Origin of the sequence: Streptomyces beigongshangae (genome assembly GCF_019710745.1) — a bacterium.
GTDB lineage: Bacteria > Actinomycetota > Actinomycetes > Streptomycetales > Streptomycetaceae > Streptomyces > Streptomyces beigongshangae.
This window is the reverse complement of record NZ_JAHKJW010000029.1, coordinates 21035-42711: the sequence shown is the minus strand read 5'-3', so window position 1 is coordinate 42711 and position 21677 is coordinate 21035. Positions and strand designations below refer to the sequence as shown.

At 75.0% G+C, this 21677-nt stretch carries 16 protein-coding genes and 1 riboswitch; of the genes, 14 read left to right on the top strand and 2 right to left on the bottom strand.

The window, feature by feature from the left end:
- Positions 1-66: 66 nt before the first annotated feature.
- Complete coding sequence (locus KM933_RS22590) at positions 67-780, bottom strand: class II aldolase/adducin family protein (RefSeq protein WP_221355003.1); 714 nt, start codon at positions 778-780, stop codon at positions 67-69.
- Positions 781-1142: 362 nt separating this feature from the next.
- Between KM933_RS22590 and KM933_RS22585 the strand changes: the two genes are divergently transcribed.
- From KM933_RS22585 to cobC, 14 genes are all read left to right on the top strand, one after another.
- Positions 1143-2384 carry an inorganic phosphate transporter gene (locus tag KM933_RS22585; RefSeq protein ID WP_221355000.1) on the top strand — a complete coding sequence of 414 codons (1242 nt, stop codon included), beginning with the start codon at positions 1143-1145 and terminating at the stop codon, positions 2382-2384.
- A gap of 12 nt (positions 2385-2396) precedes the next feature.
- On the top strand, positions 2397-2618 hold the full coding sequence (locus KM933_RS22580) for a hypothetical protein (protein ID WP_221354998.1): 222 nt from the start codon (positions 2397-2399) through the stop codon (positions 2616-2618).
- 211 nt (positions 2619-2829) lie between these two features.
- Positions 2830-2970, top strand: a riboswitch (cobalamin riboswitch).
- A 139-nt stretch (positions 2971-3109) separates the two neighbouring features.
- Complete coding sequence (locus KM933_RS22575) at positions 3110-4114, top strand: cobalamin biosynthesis protein (RefSeq protein ID WP_221354996.1); 1005 nt, start codon at positions 3110-3112, stop codon at positions 4112-4114.
- Entirely contained in the window at positions 4111-5631 is a 1521-nt protein-coding gene (locus KM933_RS22570) for a cobyric acid synthase (RefSeq protein WP_221354994.1), read from the top strand. Before KM933_RS22575 ends, KM933_RS22570 begins: the two co-directional genes overlap by 4 nt.
- Entirely contained in the window at positions 5628-9308 is a 3681-nt protein-coding gene (gene cobN, locus KM933_RS22565; RefSeq protein WP_221354992.1) for a cobaltochelatase subunit CobN, read from the top strand. Before KM933_RS22570 ends, cobN begins: the two co-directional genes overlap by 4 nt.
- Positions 9305-11452 (top strand): putative cobaltochelatase, encoded by a 2148-nt coding sequence (locus KM933_RS22560; RefSeq protein WP_308013511.1) that lies wholly within the window; start codon positions 9305-9307, stop codon positions 11450-11452. The genes cobN and KM933_RS22560 overlap by 4 nt, the downstream gene beginning before the upstream one ends.
- On the top strand, positions 11452-12051 hold the full coding sequence (cobO, locus tag KM933_RS22555; protein WP_221354991.1) for a cob(I)yrinic acid a,c-diamide adenosyltransferase: 600 nt from the start codon (positions 11452-11454) through the stop codon (positions 12049-12051). Before KM933_RS22560 ends, cobO begins: the two co-directional genes overlap by 1 nt.
- Positions 12045-13442, top strand: a complete 1398-nt coding sequence (locus KM933_RS22550) for a cobyrinic acid a,c-diamide synthase CobB (protein ID WP_221354989.1) — start codon at positions 12045-12047, stop codon at positions 13440-13442. The genes cobO and KM933_RS22550 overlap by 7 nt, the downstream gene beginning before the upstream one ends.
- Positions 13424-14176, top strand: coding sequence for a precorrin-2 C(20)-methyltransferase (gene cobI / locus KM933_RS22545; protein ID WP_221354987.1), 753 nt, complete (start codon positions 13424-13426; stop codon positions 14174-14176). Before KM933_RS22550 ends, cobI begins: the two co-directional genes overlap by 19 nt.
- Before the next feature lie 120 nt (positions 14177-14296).
- Positions 14297-15196, top strand: coding sequence for a precorrin-4 C(11)-methyltransferase (gene cobM, locus KM933_RS22540; RefSeq protein ID WP_260333994.1), 900 nt, complete (start codon positions 14297-14299; stop codon positions 15194-15196).
- Positions 15197-15213: 17 nt separating this feature from the next.
- Positions 15214-16575, top strand: a complete 1362-nt coding sequence (gene cbiE, locus KM933_RS22535) for a precorrin-6y C5,15-methyltransferase (decarboxylating) subunit CbiE (protein ID WP_221355119.1) — start codon at positions 15214-15216, stop codon at positions 16573-16575.
- Entirely contained in the window at positions 16572-18284 is a 1713-nt protein-coding gene (gene cobJ, locus KM933_RS22530; RefSeq protein ID WP_221354985.1) for a precorrin-3B C(17)-methyltransferase, read from the top strand. The genes cbiE and cobJ overlap by 4 nt, the downstream gene beginning before the upstream one ends.
- 187 nt (positions 18285-18471) lie before the next feature.
- Positions 18472-19425 carry a sirohydrochlorin chelatase gene (locus KM933_RS22525; protein WP_221354983.1) on the top strand — a complete coding sequence of 318 codons (954 nt, stop codon included), beginning with the start codon at positions 18472-18474 and terminating at the stop codon, positions 19423-19425.
- On the top strand, positions 19415-20482 hold the full coding sequence (gene cobC, locus KM933_RS22520) for an Rv2231c family histidinol phosphate aminotransferase CobC (RefSeq protein WP_221354981.1): 1068 nt from the start codon (positions 19415-19417) through the stop codon (positions 20480-20482). Before KM933_RS22525 ends, cobC begins: the two co-directional genes overlap by 11 nt.
- Positions 20483-20580: 98 nt before the next feature.
- On the opposite strand, the gene KM933_RS22515 is transcribed toward cobC, so the two are convergent.
- Positions 20581-21675: an amidohydrolase family protein gene (locus tag KM933_RS22515; RefSeq protein WP_221354978.1), complete on the bottom strand. Its 1095-nt coding sequence runs from the start codon at positions 21673-21675 to the stop codon at positions 20581-20583.
- Positions 21676-21677 lie beyond the last annotated feature (2 nt).

Genomic DNA, 21677 nt, shown 5'->3' with positions numbered 1-21677 from the left:
CCCGGTCCGCCCGGTCGGCCCGGTCCGCCCGGTCGGCCCGGTCCGCCCGGTCCGCCCGGTCCGCCGTCACGGCTGGCCGTACCCCTTCATCCGCTCCCCCGCCCGCGCCACCTGGTCCCCGGTCAGCAGGGCGGGCGTGCGGCCGGGCACGGACGACGCGGTGAGCCATACGCGGCACATCCATTCGAGCTGGGCCGTACGGTCGTACGCCTGGTCGAGGGTGGCGCCGTACGCCAGGGTGCCGTGGTTCCGCAGGAGGCAGGCCGTGCGGTCGCGAAGGGCCTCCAGCACGTTCCGGGCCAGTTCCTCCGTGCCGTAGGTGGCGTAGGGGGCGACACGGACGGGCCCGCCCAGGGCGGCCGCCATGTAGTGGACGAGGGGCAGTTCCGCGACGAGGGCGGAGACGGCCGTGGCGTGCACGGCGTGGGTGTGGACGACGGCGTGCGCCCCGGTGGAGCGGTAGACGGCGAGGTGCATGGGCAGTTCGCTGGTGGGGACGAGCGAACCGAGCACCTGCCGGCCGTCGAGGGAGACCCCGCAGAGGTCCCCGGGCGTCAGCCGGCCGTACGGGACCCCGGTCGGCGTGACCAGGACGGTGTCGCCCACCCGCACGGACACGTTGCCCGACGTGCCGACGACCAGGCCGTCGGCCACCGTCCGGCGGGCCACCGCCACGAGGTCCCGCCAGGCCCGCTCCAGCGTCCCTTCCGCCCGGGGCGCGTCCGCCCCGGGTGCGTCCGCCCCGGGTATGCCCGTTCTGACTGTGTCCGTTCCGACCATGTCCGCTCCGGGTGTGTCCGTTCCGGGTATGTCCGTCCACCCGGCGTCCCGCCCGGTGCCCCGTCCGTCTTCCGCGTCCCGCCGCCGCTCAGCCATGCCGCGATCCTGCCAGCAGAACGCCACCGGGTGACCGGGATCTCCCCGGCGGTTCCCCGGGTCCGGCCGAACGGCTTCGCGAATCCGCAAAGGGTCGACGGACCCTCGTATTCCGCCTCTGTTCGAGGCCGACCCCCGCCGCCTCGACGCAAGCGGAATGACAGCACCTCAATCGGGTCACCACACAGCCCGCCTCAGTTCACCTTCCGTTCATCCAGGTTGCCTACGTTCCTCCTGCCACTGTCGTCCAATAGAAGTCTGGGTAAATGGAACACATCACGCTCCTCCTCGGAATCGTGATCGTCACCGCTCTCGTGTTCGATTTCACGAACGGTTTCCACGACACTGCCAACGCGATGGCGACGACCATCTCGACCGGCGCCCTCAAGCCCAAGACGGCGGTGGCCATGTCCGCCGTGCTGAACCTCGTCGGAGCGTTCCTCTCCGTGGAGGTCGCCAAGACGATCTCCGGCGGCATCATCGACGAAGAGGGCATCCGCACCGAAGTGATCTTCGCGGCGCTCGTCGGCGCCATCCTGTGGAATCTGCTGACCTGGCTCCTGGGCCTGCCGTCCAGCTCGTCCCACGCCCTCTTCGGCGGCCTGATCGGCGCCGCCGTCATGTCGGCGGGCTGGTCGTCGGTGAACGGCTCGACCGTCGTCACCAAGGTCCTCATCCCCGCGGTCGCCGCACCCGTGGTGGCCGGACTCGCCGCGATGCTCGCCACCCGGCTGACGTACCGGATCAGCAGGCAGGCCGGCGAGAAGGCGACCTCCAAGGGCTACCGCGCGGGCCAGATCACCTCCGCGGGCCTGGTCTCACTGGCCCACGGCACGAACGACGCGCAGAAGACCATGGGCATCATCACCCTGGCCCTGGTCACCGGCGGTGTCCTCGCGCCCGGCTCCAACCCGCCCCTGTGGGTCATCGTCTCGGCCGGCATAGCCATCGCGCTCGGCACCTACCTGGGCGGCTGGCGCATCATCCGCACCATGGGCAGGGGCCTCACCGACCTCGCGCCGCCGCAGGGCTTCGCCGCCCAGACCAGCGCCGCGACGGTCATCCTGGCCTCCTCGCACCTCGGCTTCTCCCTCTCCACCACCCAGTCCTGCTCCGGCGCCGTGATGGGCTCGGGCCTCGGCCGCAAGGGCGGTGTCGTCCGCTGGTCGACCGCGACCCGCATGTTCGTCGCCTGGGGGCTCACGCTCCCCGCCGCCGGCCTGGTCGGCGCGGGCGCCGAACTCCTCACCAAGCAGGGCACCTGGGGCATCGTCCTCACCGGCGCGCTGCTGATCGCCGGCTCGGGGCTGATCTGGGTCCTGTCCCGTCGCCAGCCCGTCACCGTCGACAACGTGAACGACGACCCCGCCGGCATAGTGACCGCCGCGATCGCCGCCGTCACCCCGCCTCCCACCGGCGCGGTCGCCGCGACCGCGGCCGCGACCGGCGACCTGAAGACCACCATCCCGGGCCCGGACGCCGAGCCGGCCCGTCCGGCCACGGTGTAAGGAACGAACCGCATGAAGATCGACTGGGCAGCCCTCGGCTCCGTGTTCGGAGTCAGCCTCATCGCCACCGTCGCCCTCGTGGGCCTCTTCACCCTCGGCATCGTCGGCCTCTCCAAGCGCGAGTCGGCCACCGCGCAGGGCGGCTCCGCGGCCCTCGCGGTCACCGGCGCGTACGCCTGCTTCGCGGCCTGCGCGGCGGCCGTGGCGTACGGGATCTACCTGATCATTATCTGACCGGTACGGCCGTCCGACCGGTACGGCCGCCGGGCCGCGCATGTCGGGCCGTGTGGCCGGAGCGCCGCCGTCCGCCCCGCCGGGCCGCCTCACCCGCGGCCCGGCGGGGCGGACGCGTGTCCGTGTCCGGCGAGGCGCCGGACGGGTCCCGGGTCCGGCGGATGTGGGCCTCAGCACACTCTCCCTTCGCAGGTCAACGGCAAGTTGACGGGTGTTCTCGGACCGTGGTGGACTGCCGGGGCCATGTACGACGGCAGGAGAGGAAGCCGGTGCGAATCCGGCGCGGTCCCGCCACTGTCACCGGGGAGCCCGTCCCCGGGAGCCAGGAACTCTCGTCGTCGGTCTCGTCGAACCAGGGCGTGGACACCCTGAGTGAGGACATATCGCCATGCGCGGCCGCCTGTTGTGGACCCCTGCGCCCCGTACGGGGGCGCCCGGTACGAGTGTGTCCGGCACGAGGGCGCTGCCCGCCGCAGAAGCGGGCTGAGGCCGTGCGTGCCGATCGCGTCTTCGCGTACGGCGCCGCCGCCGGCCTCCTCGGTGACCTGCTGCTCGGCGATCCCCGCCGGGGGCATCCGGTCGCCGCGTTCGGCCGCGCCGCGGGCGCCGTGGAACGGGTCCTGTGGCGCGACCACCGCGGATGGGGCGCCCTGCACACCGCCGTGTGCGCGGGCGGCGCCGTCGCCCTCGCCGTGGCCGCCGGGCGTTCCGTGCGCACCTCCCCCGGCGCGTCCGCCGCGCTGACCGCCGCCGCCACCTGGGCCGTCGTCGGGGGGACCTCGCTGGGGCGCGAGGCCCGCGCCGTCGGCGGGGCACTGGCCACCGGGGACGTCGAGGCCGCCCGGGAGCGGCTGCCGCACCTGTGCGGGCGGGACCCGCAGGCGCTGGACGCCGACGGGATCGCGCGGGCCGTGGTCGAGTCGGTCGCCGAGAACACCTCCGACGCCGTGGTGGGCGCCCTGGTGTGGGGCGCGCTCGCGGGCGTGCCCGGCCTGGTCGGGTTCCGGGCCGTCAACACCCTGGACGCCATGGTGGGGCACAGGTCTCCGCGATACCGGCGGTACGGGTGGGCCTCCGCCCGGCTCGACGACGTCGCCGGGTGGCCCGGGGCGCGGCTGACCGCCGCCCTCGCGGCCGTCGCCGGGGGTGATCCGCGGGGAGCGGTGCGCGCCTGGCGCACGGACGCCGCCAAGCACCCGAGCCCCAACGCCGGTCCTGTCGAGGCATCCTTCGCGGGGGCACTCGGGGTGCGGCTGGGCGGCACGCTCTCGTACGCGGGACGGGTCGAGCACCGGCCCGTGCTCAACGGCCGGGGGCGGGCCGTGGAGGTCGCGGACATCGAACGGGCCGTCCGTCTCTCCCGGCGTGTGGGCCTGCTCGCGCTGGGCGTGAGCGCCGCCGGGCGCCTGCTCGTCACCTCGCTCGCCGGGAGAGGGCGTACCTCGCTCGCCGGGAGAGGGCGTATCTCGCTCGCCGGGAAAGGACGTACCCCATGAAGCGCGCGCCGGGCGGAGGACTGCTCGTCGCCGGGACCACCTCCGACGCGGGCAAGAGCGTCGTGACCGCCGGGATCTGCCGGTGGCTGGTGCGGCGCGGTGTGAAGGTGGCGCCCTTCAAGGCGCAGAACATGTCGCTGAACTCGTTCGTGACGCGGGAGGGCGCCGAGATCGGTCGCGCGCAGGCCATGCAGGCGCAGGCCGCCCGCGTGGAACCGACCGCGCTCATGAACCCCGTACTGCTCAAGCCGGGCAGCGACCGAAGCAGCCAGGTCGTCCTGATGGGCAGACCGGTGGGCGAGATGAGCGCGCGCGGCTACCACGGCGGACGCCGGGAGGCGCTGCTCGGGACCGTGCTGGACTGCCTGGCCGAGTTGCGGGGCACGTATGACGCAGTGATCTGTGAGGGGGCCGGGAGCCCGGCCGAGATCAACCTGCGGCGGACGGACATCGTGAACATGGGGATCGCGCGCAACGCGCGGCTGCCCGTGCTCGTCGTCGGCGACATCGACCGCGGCGGGGTCTTCGCCTCCTTCTTCGGGACGGTGGCCCTGCTCTCCCGCGAGGACCAGGAGCTCGTCGCCGGGTTCCTCGTCAACAAGTTCCGCGGGGACGTCTCCCTCCTCGAACCCGGCACCGACATGCTGCGCGGCCTCACCGGGCGCCGTACCTACGGCGTCCTGCCCTTCCGGCACGGGCTCGGCATCGACGAGGAGGACGGACTCCGCGTGTCCCTGCGGGGCGCGGTCCGCGAGTCCGAGGTGTCCGCCCCCGTCGGCGAGGACATCCTGCGGGTCGCCGTCTGCGCGATCCCCCTGATGTCCAACTTCACCGACCTGGACGCGCTCGCCGCCGAACCGGGCGTCGTCGTGCGGTTCGTGGACCGGCCCGAGGAGCTGGCCGACGCCGACCTGGCCGTCGTGCCCGGCACCCGCGGCACGGTCCGCGCCCTGGAGTGGCTGCGGCGGCGCGGCCTCGCCGACGCCCTGGTGCGCAGGGCCGCCGAGGGGCGCCCCGTGCTGGGGATCTGCGGCGGCTTCCAGCTCCTCGGCGACCACATCGACGACGAGGTCGAGTCGAAGGCCGGCGCCGTCGACGGGCTCGGACTCCTGCCCGTGCGCGTACGGTTCGCGCCGGAGAAGACCCTCGCCCGGCCCGTCGGCGAGGCCCTCGGCGAACCCGTCGAGGGGTACGAGATCCACCACGGGGTCGCCGAGGTGACCGGCGGGGACCCCTTCCTGGACGGCTGCCGGGTCGGCGCCGTCTGGGGCACGCACTGGCACGGCTCGCTGGAGTCGGACGGCTTCCGGCGTGCCTTCCTGCGCGAGGTGGCCGCCGCCGCGGGGCGCCGCTTCGTACCGGCCGCCGGCACGTCGTTCGCCGGGCTGCGCGAGGAGCAGCTGGACCGGCTCGGCGATCTGATCGAGGAACACGCGGACACGGACGCGCTGTGGCGGCTCATCGAGTCCGGCGCGCCCACAGGACTGCCCTTCATCCCACCGGGAGCGCCCGCATGAGCACAGTGTTGTTGTTGTCGACCGCCGACACGGACCTGCTGGCGGCCCGTGCCTCCGGCGCCGCGTACCGGATCGGCAATCCGACCCGCGTGGACGTCACGGAGGAGCTGCCCGCGCTGGTCGGGGGCGCGGACCTCGCGGTCGTCCGGCTGCTCGGGGGCAAGCGCGCCTGGGAGGACGGGCTCGCCCTCCTCAAGGCGTCCGGCATCCCGACCGTGCTGCTCGGCGGGGAGAGCGTCCCCGACGCGGAGCTGATGGCCGAGTCGTCGGTGCCCGCCGGTGTGGTCGCGGAGGCGCTGCGCTACCTGGTCGAGGGCGGCCCGGAGAACCTGGCCGAGCTGGCCCGCTTCCTCTCCGACACCGTGCTGGTCACGGGCGAGGGCTTCGAGGCGCCGCGGCAGATGCCGCAGTTCGGTGTCCACGGCGAGCCGGTGGCCGACCCGGACCGCCCGACCGTCGCCGTGCTCTACTACCGCGCCCACGAGCTGAGCGGCAACACCGCCTTCGTGGAGACCCTCTGCGACGCGATCGAGGCCAAGGGCGCCAACGCCCTGCCCGTCTACAGCGGTTCGCTGCGCGGTGCCGGGCCGGAGCTGTACGCGCTCATCGAGGACGCGGACGCGCTGATCACCACCGTCCTCGCCTCCGGCGGCACGCACGCCTCCGGGGCGTCCGCGGGCGGCGACGAGGAGGCGTGGGACATCAGCGCGCTCCAGAGCCTGGACATCCCCTTCCTGCAAGGTCTGTGCCTGACCACCTCCAAGGCCGCCTGGGAGGCGTCGGACGCCGCCCTGTCCCCCATGGACGCGGCGATGCAGGTCGCGATCCCCGAGTTCGACGGACGGCTGATCACGGTCCCGTTCTCCTTCAAGGAGCAGGGCCCCGACGACGTGCCGGTGTACGTCGCCGACCCGGAGCGGGCCGCGCGCGTCGCCGGGATCGCCGTGCGGCACGCCCGGCTGCGCCACAAGCCCAACGCCGAGAAGAAGCTCGCGGTGGTCTTCACCGCCTACCCGACCAAGCACTCCCGGGTCGGCAACGCGGTCGGCCTGGACACCCCCGCCTCGGCGGTGCGGCTCCTCGACGCGCTGCGGGACGCCGGGTACGCCGTCGAGGGGTACCCGGACAACGGCGACGAGCTGATCCACCGGCTCATCGAGGCGGGCGGCCACGACGTCGAGTGGCTCACCGAGGACCAGCTCGCCGCCGCCCCCGCGCGCGTGCCGCTGGCCGACTACCGGGCGTGGTTCGACAAGCTCGACCCCGCGCTGCGCGAGGGCATGCTGGAGGCGTGGGGCGAGCCGCCGGGCTCCCTCTACGTGGACGGCGACGACATCGTGCTGGCCTCCCTGCGGTTCGGGAACGTCGTCGTGATGATCCAGCCGCCGCGCGGCTTCGGCGAGAACCCGATCGCGATCTACCACGACCCGGACATGCCGCCCTCGCACCACTACATGGCGGCCTACCGCTGGCTGGAGAACGCCACGGCGGAGGGCGGTTTCGGCGCGGACGCGATCGTGCACATGGGCAAGCACGGCACGATGGAGTGGCTGCCGGGCAAGGGGCTCGGCCTCAGCGGCGGCTGCGCGCCCGACGCGGTCCTCGGCGACCTGCCGCTGGTCTACCCCTTCATCGTCAACGACCCCGGCGAGGGCACCCAGGCCAAGCGCCGCGGGCACGCCACGATCGTCGACCACCTGGTGCCGCCGATGGCCCGCGCGGACACCTACGGCGACCTCGCGAAGCTGGAACAGCTCCTCGACGAGTACGCGCTGGTGTCCGACCTGGACCCGACGAAGGCACCGGCCGTCCGCGCCCAGATCTGGACCCTGGTGAAGGCCGCCGAGCTCCACCACGACCTGCACGTCGACGAGCAGCCGGACGACGGCGCCTTCGACGAGTTCGTGATGCACATCGACGGCTACCTGTGCGAGATCAAGGACGTGCAGATCCGCGACGGGCTGCACATCCTGGGCGGCGGCCCCGAGGCCGGGGCGCGGGTGAACCTCGTGCTGGCCGTGCTGCGCGCCTCACAGGTGTGGGGCGGCGAGGCGAACGCCCTGCCGGGTCTGCGGGCCTGTCTCGCCGAGCACTTCGGCCTGGTCGAGAAGGAACTGCTCGCCGAGCCCGGCGCGCCGCTGAAGGTGCCGGTCGAGCTGAGCGACCTGGTGGCCGGACCCGCCCGGACGGCCGCCGACGCGGTCGACCTCCTGGAGCAGCTGTGCCGCCGGCTCGCGGAGGGCATGGAGGAGCGCGGCTGGGACGTCGCGGCCGTGCCCGCGCTCGTGCGCGAGGTGCTCGGCACCGGACTCCCCGACGCCGTCGCGGTGCTGGAGTTCGCGTGCCGGGAGGTGGTGCCGCGGCTCGCCCGCACGACGGACGAGATCGACCACATCCTGCACGCCCTGGAGGGCGGTTACGTCCCCTCGGGCCCCTCGGGCTCGCCGACGCGCGGACTCGTCAACGTCCTGCCGACGGGCCGCAACTTCTACTCGGTGGACCCCAAGGCGATCCCGTCCCGGCTGAGCTGGGAGGTCGGGCAGGCGCTCGCCGACTCGCTCGTGCAGCGCTACCTCCAGGACACCGGCGCGTACCCGAAGTCCGTGGGGCTGACGGTGTGGGGCACGTCCGCGATGCGCACCCAGGGCGACGACATCGCGGAGATCCTGGCGCTGCTGGGCTGCCGGCCCGTGTGGGACGACGCCTCGCGGCGCGTCACCGGCTTCGAGATCGTGGGCCCGGAGGAGCTGGGCCGGCCGCGCATCGACGTCACGGTCCGCATCTCCGGCTTCTTCCGCGACGCGTTCCCGCACGTCATCAAGCTGCTCGACGACGCGGTGCGGGCGGTGGCCGAGCTGGACGAGCCCGCCGACCTCAACTACGTGCGGGCGCACGCCGACGAGGACACCGCCGAGCACGGCGACCGGCGGCGCGCGACGGCCCGTATCTTCGGCTCGAAGCCGGGCGCGTACGGGGCGGGGCTCCTCCCGCTCATCGACGCGCGCAACTGGCGCTCCGACGCCGACCTCGCCGAGGTGTACGCGGTGTGGGGCGGCTACGCGTACGGGCAGGGGCTCGAAGGGCGGGCGGCGCGCGGGGACATGGAGACGGCGTTCCGGCGGATCGCCGTGGCGGCGAAGAACGTCGACACCCGCGAGCACGACCTCGTCGACGCCGACGACTACTTCCAGTACCACGGCGGCATGGTCGCCATGGTGCGCCACCTGACGGGCACCAGCCCCGAGGCGTACGTCGGCGACTCCGCCGTGCCCAGCCAGATCAGGACCCGCACGCTCGGCGAGGAGACGCACCGGGTGTTCCGCGCCCGGGTGGTCAACCCGCGCTGGATGGCGGCGATGCGGCGGCACGGCTACAAGGGCGCCTTCGAGATGGCGGCCACCGTCGACTACCTCTTCGGGTACGACGCCACGGCCGGGGTCGTCGACGACTGGATGTACGAGAAGCTCAGCGCCGAGTACGTCTTCGACGCGGAGAACCGGGACTTCATGAAGAAGTCCAACCCGTGGGCCCTGCGTGGCATCACGGAACGGCTCCTGGAGGCCGCCGAGCGCGGACTGTGGGCCGAGCCCGACGCCGAGACCCTGGAACGGCTGCGGGCCACCTATCTGGAGCTCGAAGGCGACTTGGAGGGCGATGTGGAGGGTGAGGACCAGTGAGTACCCCGTTCCCGTTCACGGCCGTGGTCGGCCAGGACGACCTGCGGCTCGCGCTGCTGCTGAACGCCGTCTCCCCGGCGGTGGGCGGTGTGCTCGTCCGCGGGGAGAAGGGCACCGCCAAGTCCACGGCCGTGCGTGCCCTCTCGGCCCTCATGCCGCAGGTCGACGTCGTCGCGGGGTGCCGGTTCTCCTGTGCGCCCGGCGCGCCCGACCCGGCGTGCCCGGACGGCCCCCACGAGGCCGGGCCGGGGGTGTCGCGGCCCGCGCGGATGGTCGAGCTGCCGGTCGGCGCCTCCGAGGACCGTCTCGTCGGCGCGCTCGACATCGAGCGGGCGCTGGCGGAGGGCGTGAAGGCGTTCGAGCCCGGCCTGCTGGCCGACGCCCACCGCGGCATCCTGTACGTGGACGAGGTCAACCTCCTCCACGACCACCTGGTAGACCTGCTGCTGGACGCCGCCGCGATGGGCGCGTCGTACGTGGAGCGCGAGGGCGTCTCCGTACGGCATGCCGCGCGGTTCCTGCTCGTCGGGACCATGAACCCCGAGGAGGGCGAGCTGCGTCCGCAGCTGCTCGACCGGTTCGGGCTGACCGTCGAGGTGGCGGCCTCCCGCGAGCCCGACCAGCGGGTGGAGGTCGTGCGGCGGCGGCTCGCGTACGACGACGACCCGGAGGGGTTCGCGGCGCGCTGGGCCGACGAGGAGTCCGCCGTACGGGCCCGGATCACGGCCGCGCGGGAGCTGCTCCCGTCGGTGCGTCTCGGCGACGGCGCGCTGCGGCAGATCGCGGCGACCTGCGCGGCGTTCGAGGTGGACGGCATGCGGGCCGACATCGTGATGGCCAGGACCGCGACGGCGCTGGCGGCGTGGGCGGGGCGGACCGTGGTGCTGGCCGAGGACGTGCGGCAGGCCGCGCTCCTCGCGCTGCCGCACCGGCGGCGGCGCAACCCGTTCGACGCGCCGGGCCTCGACGAGGACAAGCTCGACGAGACGCTGGAGGAGTTCGGGGGCGGGGACGGCTCCGACGGTTCCGGGGATTCCGACGGTTCCGGGGATTCCGGTGACGACGAGCCGGACCCGGACCCGGACGGGCCCGGTGGCGGGCAGTCCCCGCCGGACGGACCCGACGGCGACGACGGCGGTGGCGGTGGCGACGGTGACGGTGCGGTGCCCGCGCAGGGCAGGCCGTCCGAGGACCCCGAGAGCTCCGAGAACGGGCCGGCGCCGTCCCCCGGCGCCGGCGAGCAGTCCCCCGTACGGGCCGCCGAGCCCTTCCGCACGAAGGTGCTGAGCGTGCCGGGGCTGGGCGAGGGGGCCGCCGGGCGGCGCTCCCGCGCCCGGACCGAGCACGGCCGCACCACCGGGGCGCGCCGGCCGCGCGGAGCACTCACCAAGCTGCACCTGGCCGCGACCGTGCAGGCCGCGGCACCGCACCAGCGGGCCCGCGGCCGGTCCGGGCCCGGGCTCGTCGTCCGGCGCGACGATCTGCGGCAGGCCACCCGCGAGGGCCGCGAGGGCAACCTCGTGCTGTTCGTCGTGGACGCCTCCGGTTCGATGGCGGCCCGGCAGCGGATGAGCGCCGTGAAGGGCGCGGTGCTGTCACTGCTCCTGGACGCCTACCAGCGGCGGGACAAGGTGGGGCTCGTGACCTTCCGCGGCTCCGCGGCCGAGGTGGCGCTGCCGCCCACGTCGTCGGTCGACGCCGCCGCCGTACGGCTGGAGTCGCTGCCCACCGGCGGGCGTACGCCGCTCGCGGCCGGGCTGCTGCGGGCGCACGACGTGCTGCGCGTGGAGCGGTTGCGGGACCCGGCGCGGCGCGCGCTGGTGGTGCTGGTCACCGACGGGCGGGCCACCGGCGGCCCGGAGCCGGTGGCCCTGGCCGGGCGGGCGGCCGGGCTGTTCGCCGCCGGGGGGATCGCGTCCGTGGTCGTCGACTGCGAGTCGGGGCCCGTGCGGCTCGGACTCGCCGGGCAGCTCGCGGGTGAGCTCGGCGGGACCGCGGTGACGCTCGACGAGCTGCGGGCCGACTCGATCGCCGGACTGGTCAGGGACGTCCGCGGCGACGGCAGGGGCAGCAGGAGCAGCAGGAGCAGCAGCAGGAGTGACGTCGAGGGCGTCAGCAGGGGCGACCGCAGGAGGGCCGCGTAATGCCGCAGGGACAGCCGAGTGTCGTGCCCGAGGACGGGCTGACGACCCGTCAGCGACGGAACCGGCCGCTCGTCGTCGTGCACACCGGGATCGGCAAGGGCAAGTCCACCGCCGCCTTCGGGCTCGCGCTGCGCGCCTGGAACCAGGGGTGGCCCATCGGGGTGTTCCAGTTCGTCAAGTCCGCGAAGTGGAAGGTCGGCGAGGAGAACGCGCTGCGCGTCCTCGGGGCCAGCGGCGAGGGCGGGTCCGTCGACTGGCACAAGATGGGCGAGGGCTGGTCGTGGGTGCAGCGCGACGCGCAGCTCGACAACGAGGCCAAGGCCCGTGAGGGCTGGGAGCAGGTCAAGCGGGACCTCGCCGCCGAGACGTACAGGCTGTACGTGCTCGACGAGTTCGCGTACCCCCTGCACTGGGGATGGGTGGACGTCGACGAGGTGGTCGACGTGCTGCGGGACCGGCCCGGCACCCAGCACGTCGTGATCACCGGGCGCAACGCTCCGGAGAAGCTCGTCGGGGCCGCCGACCTGGTGACCGACATGTCCAAGGTCAAGCACCCGATGGACGCCGGCCAGAAGGGGCAGAGGGGCATCGAGTGGTGACGTCCTCCGTCCCCCGGCTGGTCGTCGCCGCGCCCTCCTCGGGCAGCGGCAAGACCACCGTCGCCACCGGGCTGATGGCCGCGTTCGCCTCGCGGGGGCTCGCCGTGTCCCCGCACAAGGTCGGGCCCGACTACATCGACCCCGGGTACCACGCGCTCGCCACCGGGCGGGTGGGGCGGAACCTCGACGCGTACCTGTGCGGGACGGGGTCGATCGCGCCGCTGTTCGCGCACGGGGCGCGCGGGTGCGACCTCGCCGTCGTCGAGGGCGTGATGGGGCTGTTCGACGGGGCCGCGGGGGAAGGGGAGCTGGCGTCCACCGCGCAGGTGGCGAAACTGCTGCGGGCGCCCGTGGTGCTGGTCGTCGACGCCTCCTCGCAGTCGCGGTCCGTGGCCGCGCTCGTGCACGGGTTCGCGTCCTGGGATCCGGAGGTGCGGATCGGCGGGGTCATCCTCAACAAGGTCGGGTCCGCCCGGCACGAGGAGTTGCTGCGGGAGGCGCTGGACCAGTCGGGGGTGGCCGTTCTCGGTGTCCTGCGGCGGGCTCCGCAGGTGTCCACGCCCTCCCGGCATCTGGGGCTGGTGCCGGTCGCCGAGCGGCAGGCCGAGGCGGTCGGGGCGGTGGCCGCGATGGGTTCGCAGGTGCGGGAGGGGTGTGATCTGGAGGCGCTGCTCGCGCTGGCCCGCAGCGCCGGGTCCTTGGAGGGTGCGGCCTGGGACGCGGCCGGGGCGCTGGGGGCCGGGCCGAAAGGGACGGGCCGGCCGAGAGAACGGGCTCCCGTCGTCGCCGTCGCCGGTGGGGCCGCCTTCACCTTCTCCTATGCCGAGCACGTCGAGTTGTTGCGGGCCGCCGGGGCGGACGTCGTCCCGTTCGACCCTCTGCACGACGAGCAGCTGCCCGACGGGACCCGTGGGCTGGTCGTCGGGGGCGGGTTCCCCGAGGTGTACGGACCCGAGCTGTCCGCCAACGAGCCGTTGCGCAAGGCCGTCGCCGCGCTCGCCGACAGTGGCGCGCCCGTCGCCGCCGAGTGCGCCGGGCTGCTCTATCTCGCCCGTGAGCTCGACTCGCTGCCGATGTGCGGGGTCATCGACGCCTCGGCCCGGATGGACGAGCGGCTGACGCTCGGCTACCGGGACGCCGTGGCGGTGTCGGACAGCGTGCTGGCCGAGGCGGGCAGCCGGATGCGGGGGCACGAGTTCCACCGGACCGTCGTCGAGCCGGGGGCGGGCGCGGTCGCCGCCTGGGGTGTGCGTGCTCCGGCGCGGCGGCTGGAGGGTTTCGTACAGCGGGGTGTGCACGCGAGTTATCTGCACACGCATTGGGCGGCCGCTCCCGGCGTCGCCCGTCGGTTCGTGGAGAGGTGTGGCGGGTCATGGGCGACAGCAGGCTGATCGGGGTCGGGGTCGGGCCCGGGGATCCCGAGCTGGTGACGGTCAAGGGGGTCGCCCGGCTCCGGGCGGCGGAGGTCGTCGTCGTGCCCGTGATGGCCGCACCCGACGGGAAGGACGGCGGGGAGCCCGGCCGGGCCGAGTCGACCGTGCTGCACTACGTGGAGCGGGACAAGGTCGTACGGGTCGTCTTCGCGCTCAACGAACGCTCCGACCGGGGCCGCCGCGAGGCCGCGTGGGACGCCGCCGGCGAGCGGGTGGCCGCGCTGCTGCGCACGCACGGCACGGTCGCCTTCGCCACCATCGGCGACCCGAACGTGTACTCCACGTTCACCTATCTCGCGCAGACCGTCGGGCGCCTCGTACCGGGGACGCTCGTCGAGACCGTGCCCGGCATCACCGCCATGCAGGACCTCGCCGCCCGGTCCGGGGCGGTCCTGACGGAGGGCACCGAGCCGCTGACGCTCGTGCCCGTCACCGCCGGGTCCGGTGTCCTCAAGGACGCGCTGAACGGGCCCGGCACCGTCGTCGCCTACAAGTTCGGGCGCCTCGCCGAGGAGGTCGCCGCGGCGCTGCGGGAGACCGGCCGGTACGAGGACGCCGTGTGGGGGTCCGCGCTCGGACTGCCCGAGGAGTCGATCCGGCGCGCGGCCGAACTGGACGGCGCCCCGCTGCCGTACCTCTCCACGCTCATCGCGCCCGCCCGGCGCGAGGGCGGACGCGGCGGGAAGCTGTGATCCCCGCGGGCGGCGGGCGGCCGGCGGGCCGCCCCGCGCCCTCGTCGTCCGATCGACCCGGCCTCCCGCACGTCCGCCGCACGCCCGAGCCCGCACGGCTTCCGGAAAGGATCCCCTCCCATGGCTGACGCACTCGACGCGGCCGATACGACCGATGCAGCTGATACGGCTGATACGGCCGAAGCAGCCGTCGCAGCCGTCGCAGCCGGTGCCCCGCGTGCCAGGGTGACCTTCGTCGGCGCCGGGCCCGGCGCCGCCGACCTGCTGACGTTCCGTGCCGCGCGCGCCATCGCCGAGGCCGACGTGGTGATCTGGGCGGCCAGCCTGGTGCAGGCGGAGGTCCTGGAGCACGCCCGTGCGGGCGCGGAGATCCTCGACTCGGCGACGATGTCGCTGGAGGACGTCGTCGCCGTGTACGAGCGGGCCGCCGCCGAGGGGCTGAAGGTGGCCCGCATCCACTCGGGCGACCCCGCGCTGTGGGGCGGCACGCAGGAGCAGGTCGACCGGTGCGCGGAGATCGGCGTCGCGACCGAGATCGTGCCGGGTGTCTCGTCGTTCTCGGCCGTGGCCGCGCTCGCGCAGCGCGAGCTGACCATTCCCGAGGTCGCGCAGTCCGTGATCCTCACCCGGCTGGGCGGCGGCAAGACGCCGATGCCGCCGGGCGAGGAGGTGCGGGAGTTCGCGCGGCACGGCACCACCATGGCGCTGTTCCTGTCGGCCGCCCGCAGCGGACAGCTGGTCCGGGAGCTGCTGGAGGGCGGCTACCCGACCTCCACCCCGGTCGTGGTCGCGTACCAGGCGACCTGGCCGGAGGAGCTGATCGTGCGGTGCACGATCAGCACCCTGGAGGAGACCGTCAAGGAGCACAAGCTCTGGAAGCACACGCTGTTCCTGGTGGGCCCGGCCCTCGAAGCGCACGGCACGCGCTCGCACCTCTACCACCCGGGTCACTTCCACGGCTTCCGCAAGGCCGACCCCGAGGCGCGCAGGGCGCTGCGCACACGGGGGACCACCACGTGACCGACGTGATCAACGGCGTGATCACGGTCTTCGGTACGGGCACGGGGGCGCCCCTGCCCCCGGACGCCGGGGCCGCGCTGGCCGGGGCGGGGCTCGTCGTGGGGGCCCGGCGCCATCTGGCCGCCGCGGCACTGCCGGACACCGCGGCGCGGATCGTCCTCGGGCCGCTCGCGCCCGCCCTCGACGCGATCGGGCGCCACCTGGAGGAGGCCGGGCGGGAAGAGGACGAGCGGGAGGACGCCGCCGCCGGCCGGGGACGGGTGGTCGTGCTGGCCTCCGGGGACCCCGGGTTCTTCGGGATCGTCCGGGCGCTCGCGGAGCGGTTCGGGGCGGAGCGCCTCGATGTCCGCCCCGGGGTGTCGTCCGTCGCGACCGCGTTCGCGCGGGCCGGGCTGACGTGGGACGACGCGGTGGTGGTGAGCGCGCACGGCCGCGATCTGCGGACCGCCGTGAACGTCTGCCGGGCCCACCCGAAGGTGGCCGTGCTGACGGGTCCCGGCTCGGGGCCCGCAGAACTCGGCGCCGCGCTGCGGTCCGCCGGCCGGGTGCTCGTCGTGGCGTCGGAGCTCGGGGCGGACGACGCGGAACGGACGGAGCGGGTCTCGCCCGCGGAGGCCGCCGCGCGCGACTGGGGGCCGGCCGTGAACGTCGTCCTGTGCCTCGACGAGTCACGCGTCCTGTCCCCCGTGCGCACGGTCGCCGGGCCGCCGCCGGGGCCCTCCCGGTGGGCGCTGTCCGAGGACGAGTTCGCGCACCGGGACTCGATGATCACCAAGTTCGAGGTGCGGGCGCTGGCGCTGGCCCGGCTCGGCCCGCGGCTCGGCGAGCACGTGTGGGACGTCGGGGCGGGCTCCGGCTCGGTCGCGGTGGAGTGCGCGCGCTTCGGGGCCGCCGTGACCGCGGTGGAGAAGACCGGGGACGGCGTGGAGCGGGTGCGCGCCAACGCGGCCGCGCACGGGGTCGACGTGACCGTCGTGCACGGGGCCGCGCCGGCCGTGCTGTCCGGCCTGCCCGACCCGGACGCCGTGTTCGTCGGCGGGGGCGGGCGGGAACTGCCCGCCGTCGTGACGGCCTGCGCCCGGCGCGCCCGGCGCGCGGTCGTCGTGGCGGTGGCCGCGCTCGACCGGGTGCCCGCCGCACGGGAGGCGCTCGTCGCGGCCGGCCTCGACTGCGACGGCGTACTGCTCCAGTCGTCCCGCCTCGCGCCGCTGCCGGGAGACGTCACCCGGCTCGCGGCGGCCAATCCCGTGTTCCTGCTGTGGGGCGTCCGGCCTCCGGCGCACGGTGACGTTCCCCAGGGCGTTCCCCATGGCGTTCCCGATGGCGTTTCCAGTGATGTCCGCAGTGATGTTCGCAGTGATGAAGGAGTCGCTCAGTGATCGGCCTGATTTCCGCGACGGCCGCCGGGTCGGCGGCCGCCCGGCGGGTGGCCTCGGCCTGGCCCGGCCGTACCCGCGTCTACGACGGGCCCGTCGGGGACGCCGTGCGGCGGGCGTTCGCGGAGTGCGAGCAGCTCGTGTGCTTCCTCGCCACCGGGGCCGTGGTGCGGCTCGTCGCGCCGCTGCTCGTCGACAAGGCGTCCGACCCCGGGATCGTCTGCGTCGACGAGGGCGGGCGGTTCGCGGTGTCCCTGGTCGGCGGGCACGGCGGCGGTGCCAACGCACTCGCGCGCGAGGTGGGCGACCTGCTCGGCGCCGAACCGGTCGTGACGACCGCCACCGACTCCGTCGGCATGGCGGGGCTCGACATGCTCGGCCTCCCGGCGGAGGGTGACGTGGCGGGGGTGTCCCGGGCCCTGCTGGACGGTGGGCCGGTCACCCTGCACGCCGAGTCGGTCTGGCCGCTGCCCCCGCTCCCGGGCGTCGTCCCCGCCTCCGGCTCCTCAGCCTCCCCCTCCGGGAGCGCGTACTCGATCCGGGTGACCGACCGGGCCGTCGAGCCCGCCGCGCGCGAGGTCGTGCTCCGGCCGCCGTCGCTCGTCGTCGGCGTCGGCGCCTCCAGGGGCGCCCCGGTCGACGAGGTGCTGGGGCTCGTCCGAGGCGCCCTGCGCGAGGCCGGGCTGTCCGCGCGGTCCGTCGCCGAACTCGCCACCGTCGACGCGAAGGCCGGTGAGCCCGGCATCCTCGGGGCGGCCGAACGGCTCGGGGTGCCCGTGGTGACGTACACCGCCGGGGAGCTGGCCGGGGTGGACGTGCCGAACCCCTCGGACGCGCCGCTCGCCGCCGTCGGTACGCCCTCGGTCGCCGAGGCCGCCGCCCTGGTGCGCGGCGGTGAACTCCTCGTCCCCAAGCGCAAGTCGGACGCGAGCCCGGCGATGGCGACCTGTGCGGTCGTACGCCGGCCGGCCCGCGGACGGCTCGCGGTGGTCGGACTCGGGCCGGGCGCCCGGGACCTGCTGACCCCGCGCGCGAAGGACGAGCTGCGCCGGGCCGCCGTGCTCGTCGGCCTCGACCAGTACGTGGACCAGATCCGCGACCTGCTGCGCCCGGGCACCCGTGTCCTGGAGTCGGGGCTCGGCGCCGAGGAGGAGCGGGCCCGCACGGCCGTGGCCGAGGCCCGGCGCGGACAGGCCGTCGCGCTCATCGGCAGCGGTGACGCGGGGGTGTACGCGATGGCCTCGCCCGCGCTCGCGGAGGCGTCCGACGACATCGACGTGGTCGGCGTCCCCGGGGTCACCGCCGCACTCGCCGCCGGGGCGATCCTGGGCGCGCCGCTCGGCCACGACCACGTGTCGATCAGCCTCTCCGACCTGCACACGCCGTGGGAGGTCATCGAGCGCCGGGTCCGGGCGGCGGCCGGGGCCGACCTCGTGGTCACCTTCTACAACCCGCGCAGCCGGGGCCGGGACTGGCAGCTGCCCAAGGCGCTCGCCCTCCTCGGGGAGCACCGGGAGCCGGCGACGCCCGTGGGGGTCGTGCGCAACGCCTCGCGGGCGGACGAGTCCAGCCGGGTCACCACCCTCGCGGCGCTCGACCCGGCGACGGTGGACATGATGACGGTGGTGACCGTGGGCAACACGGCCACCCGTGAGATCGCCGGCCGCATGGTGACGCCGCGCGGCTACCGCTGGCAGGAGGAGCCCCGGTGAGCCGTGCCGTCCACCGGGCGCCCGCCCGCGGTCCGTACGCCGCCGGTGCCGCGTCCGGCAGGAGCTGTCCGGCCGGTTCCGGGAAGAGCCTTCCGGCCGGTTCAGGGAAGGGCGGTCCGGCCCCTGCCGTGACCGCGCCCGGTGCCGTCCGGTACCACCACCCCCTTTCGTCCTCCGAGGAGAACCCGTGACCACCCCCGCCCCCGCCCTGCTCATCGCCGGCCACGGCACCCGGGACGACGCCGGAGCCGAGGCGTTCCGCGACTTCGTCCGGGAACTGGGCCGCCGCAACCCCGGCCTGCCCGTGGCCGGCGGCTTCATCGAGCTCTCCCCGCCGCCGCTCGGCGACGCGGTGACCGAGCTGGTCGACCAGGGGGTGCGCCGGTTCGCCGCGGTCCCGCTGATGCTCGTGTCCGCCGGGCACGCCAAGGGCGACATACCGGCCGCGCTCGCCCGGGAGAAGGAGCGGCACCCCGGGATCTCGTACACGTACGGGCGTCCGCTGGGCCCGCACCCGGCGCTGCTCGGCGTGCTGGAGCGGCGGCTCGACGAGGCGCTCGGCGGTTCGGTGCGCACGCCGGAGGACCGGGCCGGGGTGACCGTGCTGCTCGTCGGGCGCGGCTCGACCGACCCGGACGCCAACGCGGAGGTGCACAAGGCGGCGCGGCTGCTGTGGGAGGGCCGCGGCTACGCGGGCGTGGAGACGGCGTTCGTGTCGCTGGCCGCGCCGGACGTGCCGTCGGGCCTGGACCGCTGTGTGCGGCTCGGCGCGCGGCGGATCGTCGTGCTGCCCTACTTCCTGTTCACCGGCATCCTCCCGGACCGGGTCCGGCAGCAGACCGAGGGGTGGGCGACGGCGCATCCGGAGACCGAGGTGCTGTCGGCCGACGTCATCGGGCCGGAGCCCGAGCTGCTCGACCTGGTCATGGAGCGCTACCGGGAGGCGGTGGCGGGCGACCTGCGGATGAACTGCGACTCCTGCGTCTACCGCATCGCGATGCCCGGCTTCGAGGACAAGGTGGGGGCCCCGCAGCAGCCGCACTTCCACCCGGACGACGACGGCGACCACCACGGGCACCACGGGCACCACGGACACCACGGACACCACCACGGTGGTCACTCGCACTCCCATGCGCACTGACAGCGCCCGCCGGGAGGAGACGCACGACCTGCGGCATCACGGTGACGCCGAGGTGCGTGACGACGGTTCGGCGCTGGTCGACCTCGCCGTGAACGTCCGGGCCGGCACTCCCCCGGCCTGGCTGCGCGACCACGTCGCCGGGTCGCTGGGCGGGCTCGCGGCCTACCCGGACGGGCGGGCCGCGCGGGCCGCGGTGGCGGCGCGGCACGGGCTGCCGGTGGAGCGGGTGCTGCTCACGGCCGGGGCCGCCGAGGCGTTCGTGCTGCTCGCCCGTGCGCTGGCGGTGCGCCGTCCGGTGGTCGTGCACCCGCAGTTCACCGAGCCGGAGGCGGCTCTGCGGGACGCGGGGCACAGCGTGGAGCGGGTGCTGCTGCGGCCCGAGGACGGGTTCCGCCTGGACCCGTCGGCCGTGCCCGGGGACGCGGACCTGGTCGTGATCGGCAACCCGACCAATCCGACGTCCGTCCTCCATCCGGCCGCGCTGATCGCCCGGCTCGCACGTCAGGGGCGGACGCTGGTGGTCGACGAGGCGTTCATGGACGCGGTGCCCCAGGAGCGGGAGGCGCTCGCGGGGCGGACGGACCTGCCGGGGCTCGTGGTGCTGCGCAGCCTCACGAAGACGTGGGGGCTGGCGGGGCTGCGGATCGGTTACGTGCTCGCCCCGCCCGGAACGGTCGCGGCGCTCGACCGCGGCCGGCCGCTGTGGCCGGTGTCCACACCCGCGCTGGCGGCGGCGGAGGCGTGCATGACCGGGCGGGCGCTCGCCGAGCAGGCGCGGGTGGCGCGCCGGGTCGCCGCCGACCGGGCGCACCTGGTGGCCGGGCTCGCGGAGTTCGCGTCCGCCGGGCTCCGGGTCGCGGGGCCCGCGGAGGGGCCGTTCGTGCTCGTCGGGCTGCCGGGGGCGGCGGCCGTGCGGGGGCGGTTGCGGGAGCTGGGGTTCGCGGTGCGGCGCGGTGACACGTTTCCCGGGCTCGACGGCACGTGGTTCCGGGTTGCGGTGCGCGACCGTGCGACGACGGGCCGCTTTCTGCGGGCCCTGGGCCGCGCCCTGGCCTGAGTTGTCACGTGCGGGCCGGTGGTGGCGCGGCACGCGGTTCCCCGCGCCCCTTTCGGGGGCGCGGGGAACCGCGCGGGAGCGCCCGCCGCCCGGGGGCCCTAGGCGACCGGCCGGCCGTTCAGCACCACCCGGCGCGGCGCCGCCAGCACCCGTACGTCCGCCCGCGGGTCCTCCCCGTACACGACGAGGTCGGCCGGTGCGCCCTCCTCCAGGCCCGGCCGTCCCAGCCACGCCCGGGCGCCCCAGGTGGTGGCCGACAGCGCCTCGGCGGGCGGGATCCCCGCGGTGACCAGCTCGGCGACCTCCTCCGCCACCAGGCCGTGCGGGAGCGTGCCGCCCGCGTCGGTGCCGACGAACACCGGGATCCCGGCGTCGTACGCGGCGCGCACGGTGTCGTGGCGCCGCTCGTGCAGCCGCCTCATGTGCGCGGACCACCGGGGGAACTTCTCGTCGCCCCCGGCCGCGAGCCGCGGGAACGTCGCGATGTTGACGAGGGTCGGGACGATCGCGACGCCGCGCTCGGCGAAGAGCGGGATCGTGTCCCCGGTCAGCCCGGTGGCGTGCTCGACACAGTCGATGCCCGCCTCGACGAGGTCCCGCAGCGAGTCCTCCGCGAAGCAGTGCGCGGTGACGCGGGCACCGAGCCGGTGCGCCTCGGCGATCGCCGCCCCGAGCGCGTCGCGCGGCCAGCAGGCGGCGAGGTCGCCCGTTGCGCGGTCGATCCAGTCGCCCACCAGCTTCACCCAGCCGTCACCGCGCCGGGCCTCCCGCGCCACGTACGCGACGAGGTCCGCCGGCTCGATCTCGTGCGCGTACCCGCGGAGGTAGCGGCGGGTGCGGGCGATGTGGCGGCCCGCTCTGATGATCTTCGGCAGGTCGTCGCGGTCGTCGACCCAGCGGGTGTCGGAGGGCGAGCCCGCGTCGCGCAGGAGCAGGGTGCCGGCCTCCCGGTCGGCCAGGGCCTGCTTCTCCGACTCGTCGTCGGGGACGGGGCCGTGGGGACCGAGGCCCACGTGGCAGTGGGCGTCCACCAGTCCCGGCAGGGCCCAGCCGTCGACCGTACGGACGTCCCGGGCCGTGGCGGGGCGGTCGTATGTGACCTTGCCGTCCACGACCCACAGTTCGTCCCGGACGTCGTCCGGACCGACCAGCACCCGGCCCTTCACGTGCAGTACCGCCGACCGATCGCTCATGC

Bases quoted from the DNA above. Each gene is read 5' to 3' on its own strand.
- KM933_RS22580 (WP_221354998.1), top strand. From the start codon at position 2,397: ATGAAGATCGACTGGGCAGCCCTCGGCTCCGTGTTCGGAGTCAGCCTC.
- KM933_RS22570 (WP_221354994.1), top strand. From the start codon at position 4,111: ATGAAGCGCGCGCCGGGCGGAGGACTGCTCGTCGCCGGGACCACCTCC.
- KM933_RS22585 (WP_221355000.1), top strand. From the start codon at position 1,143: ATGGAACACATCACGCTCCTCCTCGGAATCGTGATCGTCACCGCTCTC.
- KM933_RS22590 (WP_221355003.1), bottom strand. From the start codon at position 780: ATGGTCGGAACGGACACAGTCAGAACGGGCATACCCGGGGCGGACGCA.
- cobN (WP_221354992.1), top strand. From the start codon at position 5,628: ATGAGCACAGTGTTGTTGTTGTCGACCGCCGACACGGACCTGCTGGCG.
- cobM (WP_260333994.1), top strand. From the start codon at position 14,297: ATGGCTGACGCACTCGACGCGGCCGATACGACCGATGCAGCTGATACG.
- KM933_RS22515 (WP_221354978.1), bottom strand. From the start codon at position 21,675: ATGAGCGATCGGTCGGCGGTACTGCACGTGAAGGGCCGGGTGCTGGTC.
- cobI (WP_221354987.1), top strand. From the start codon at position 13,424: ATGGGCGACAGCAGGCTGATCGGGGTCGGGGTCGGGCCCGGGGATCCC.
- cobO (WP_221354991.1), top strand. From the start codon at position 11,452: ATGCCGCAGGGACAGCCGAGTGTCGTGCCCGAGGACGGGCTGACGACC.
- cobC (WP_221354981.1), top strand. From the start codon at position 19,415: ATGCGCACTGACAGCGCCCGCCGGGAGGAGACGCACGACCTGCGGCAT.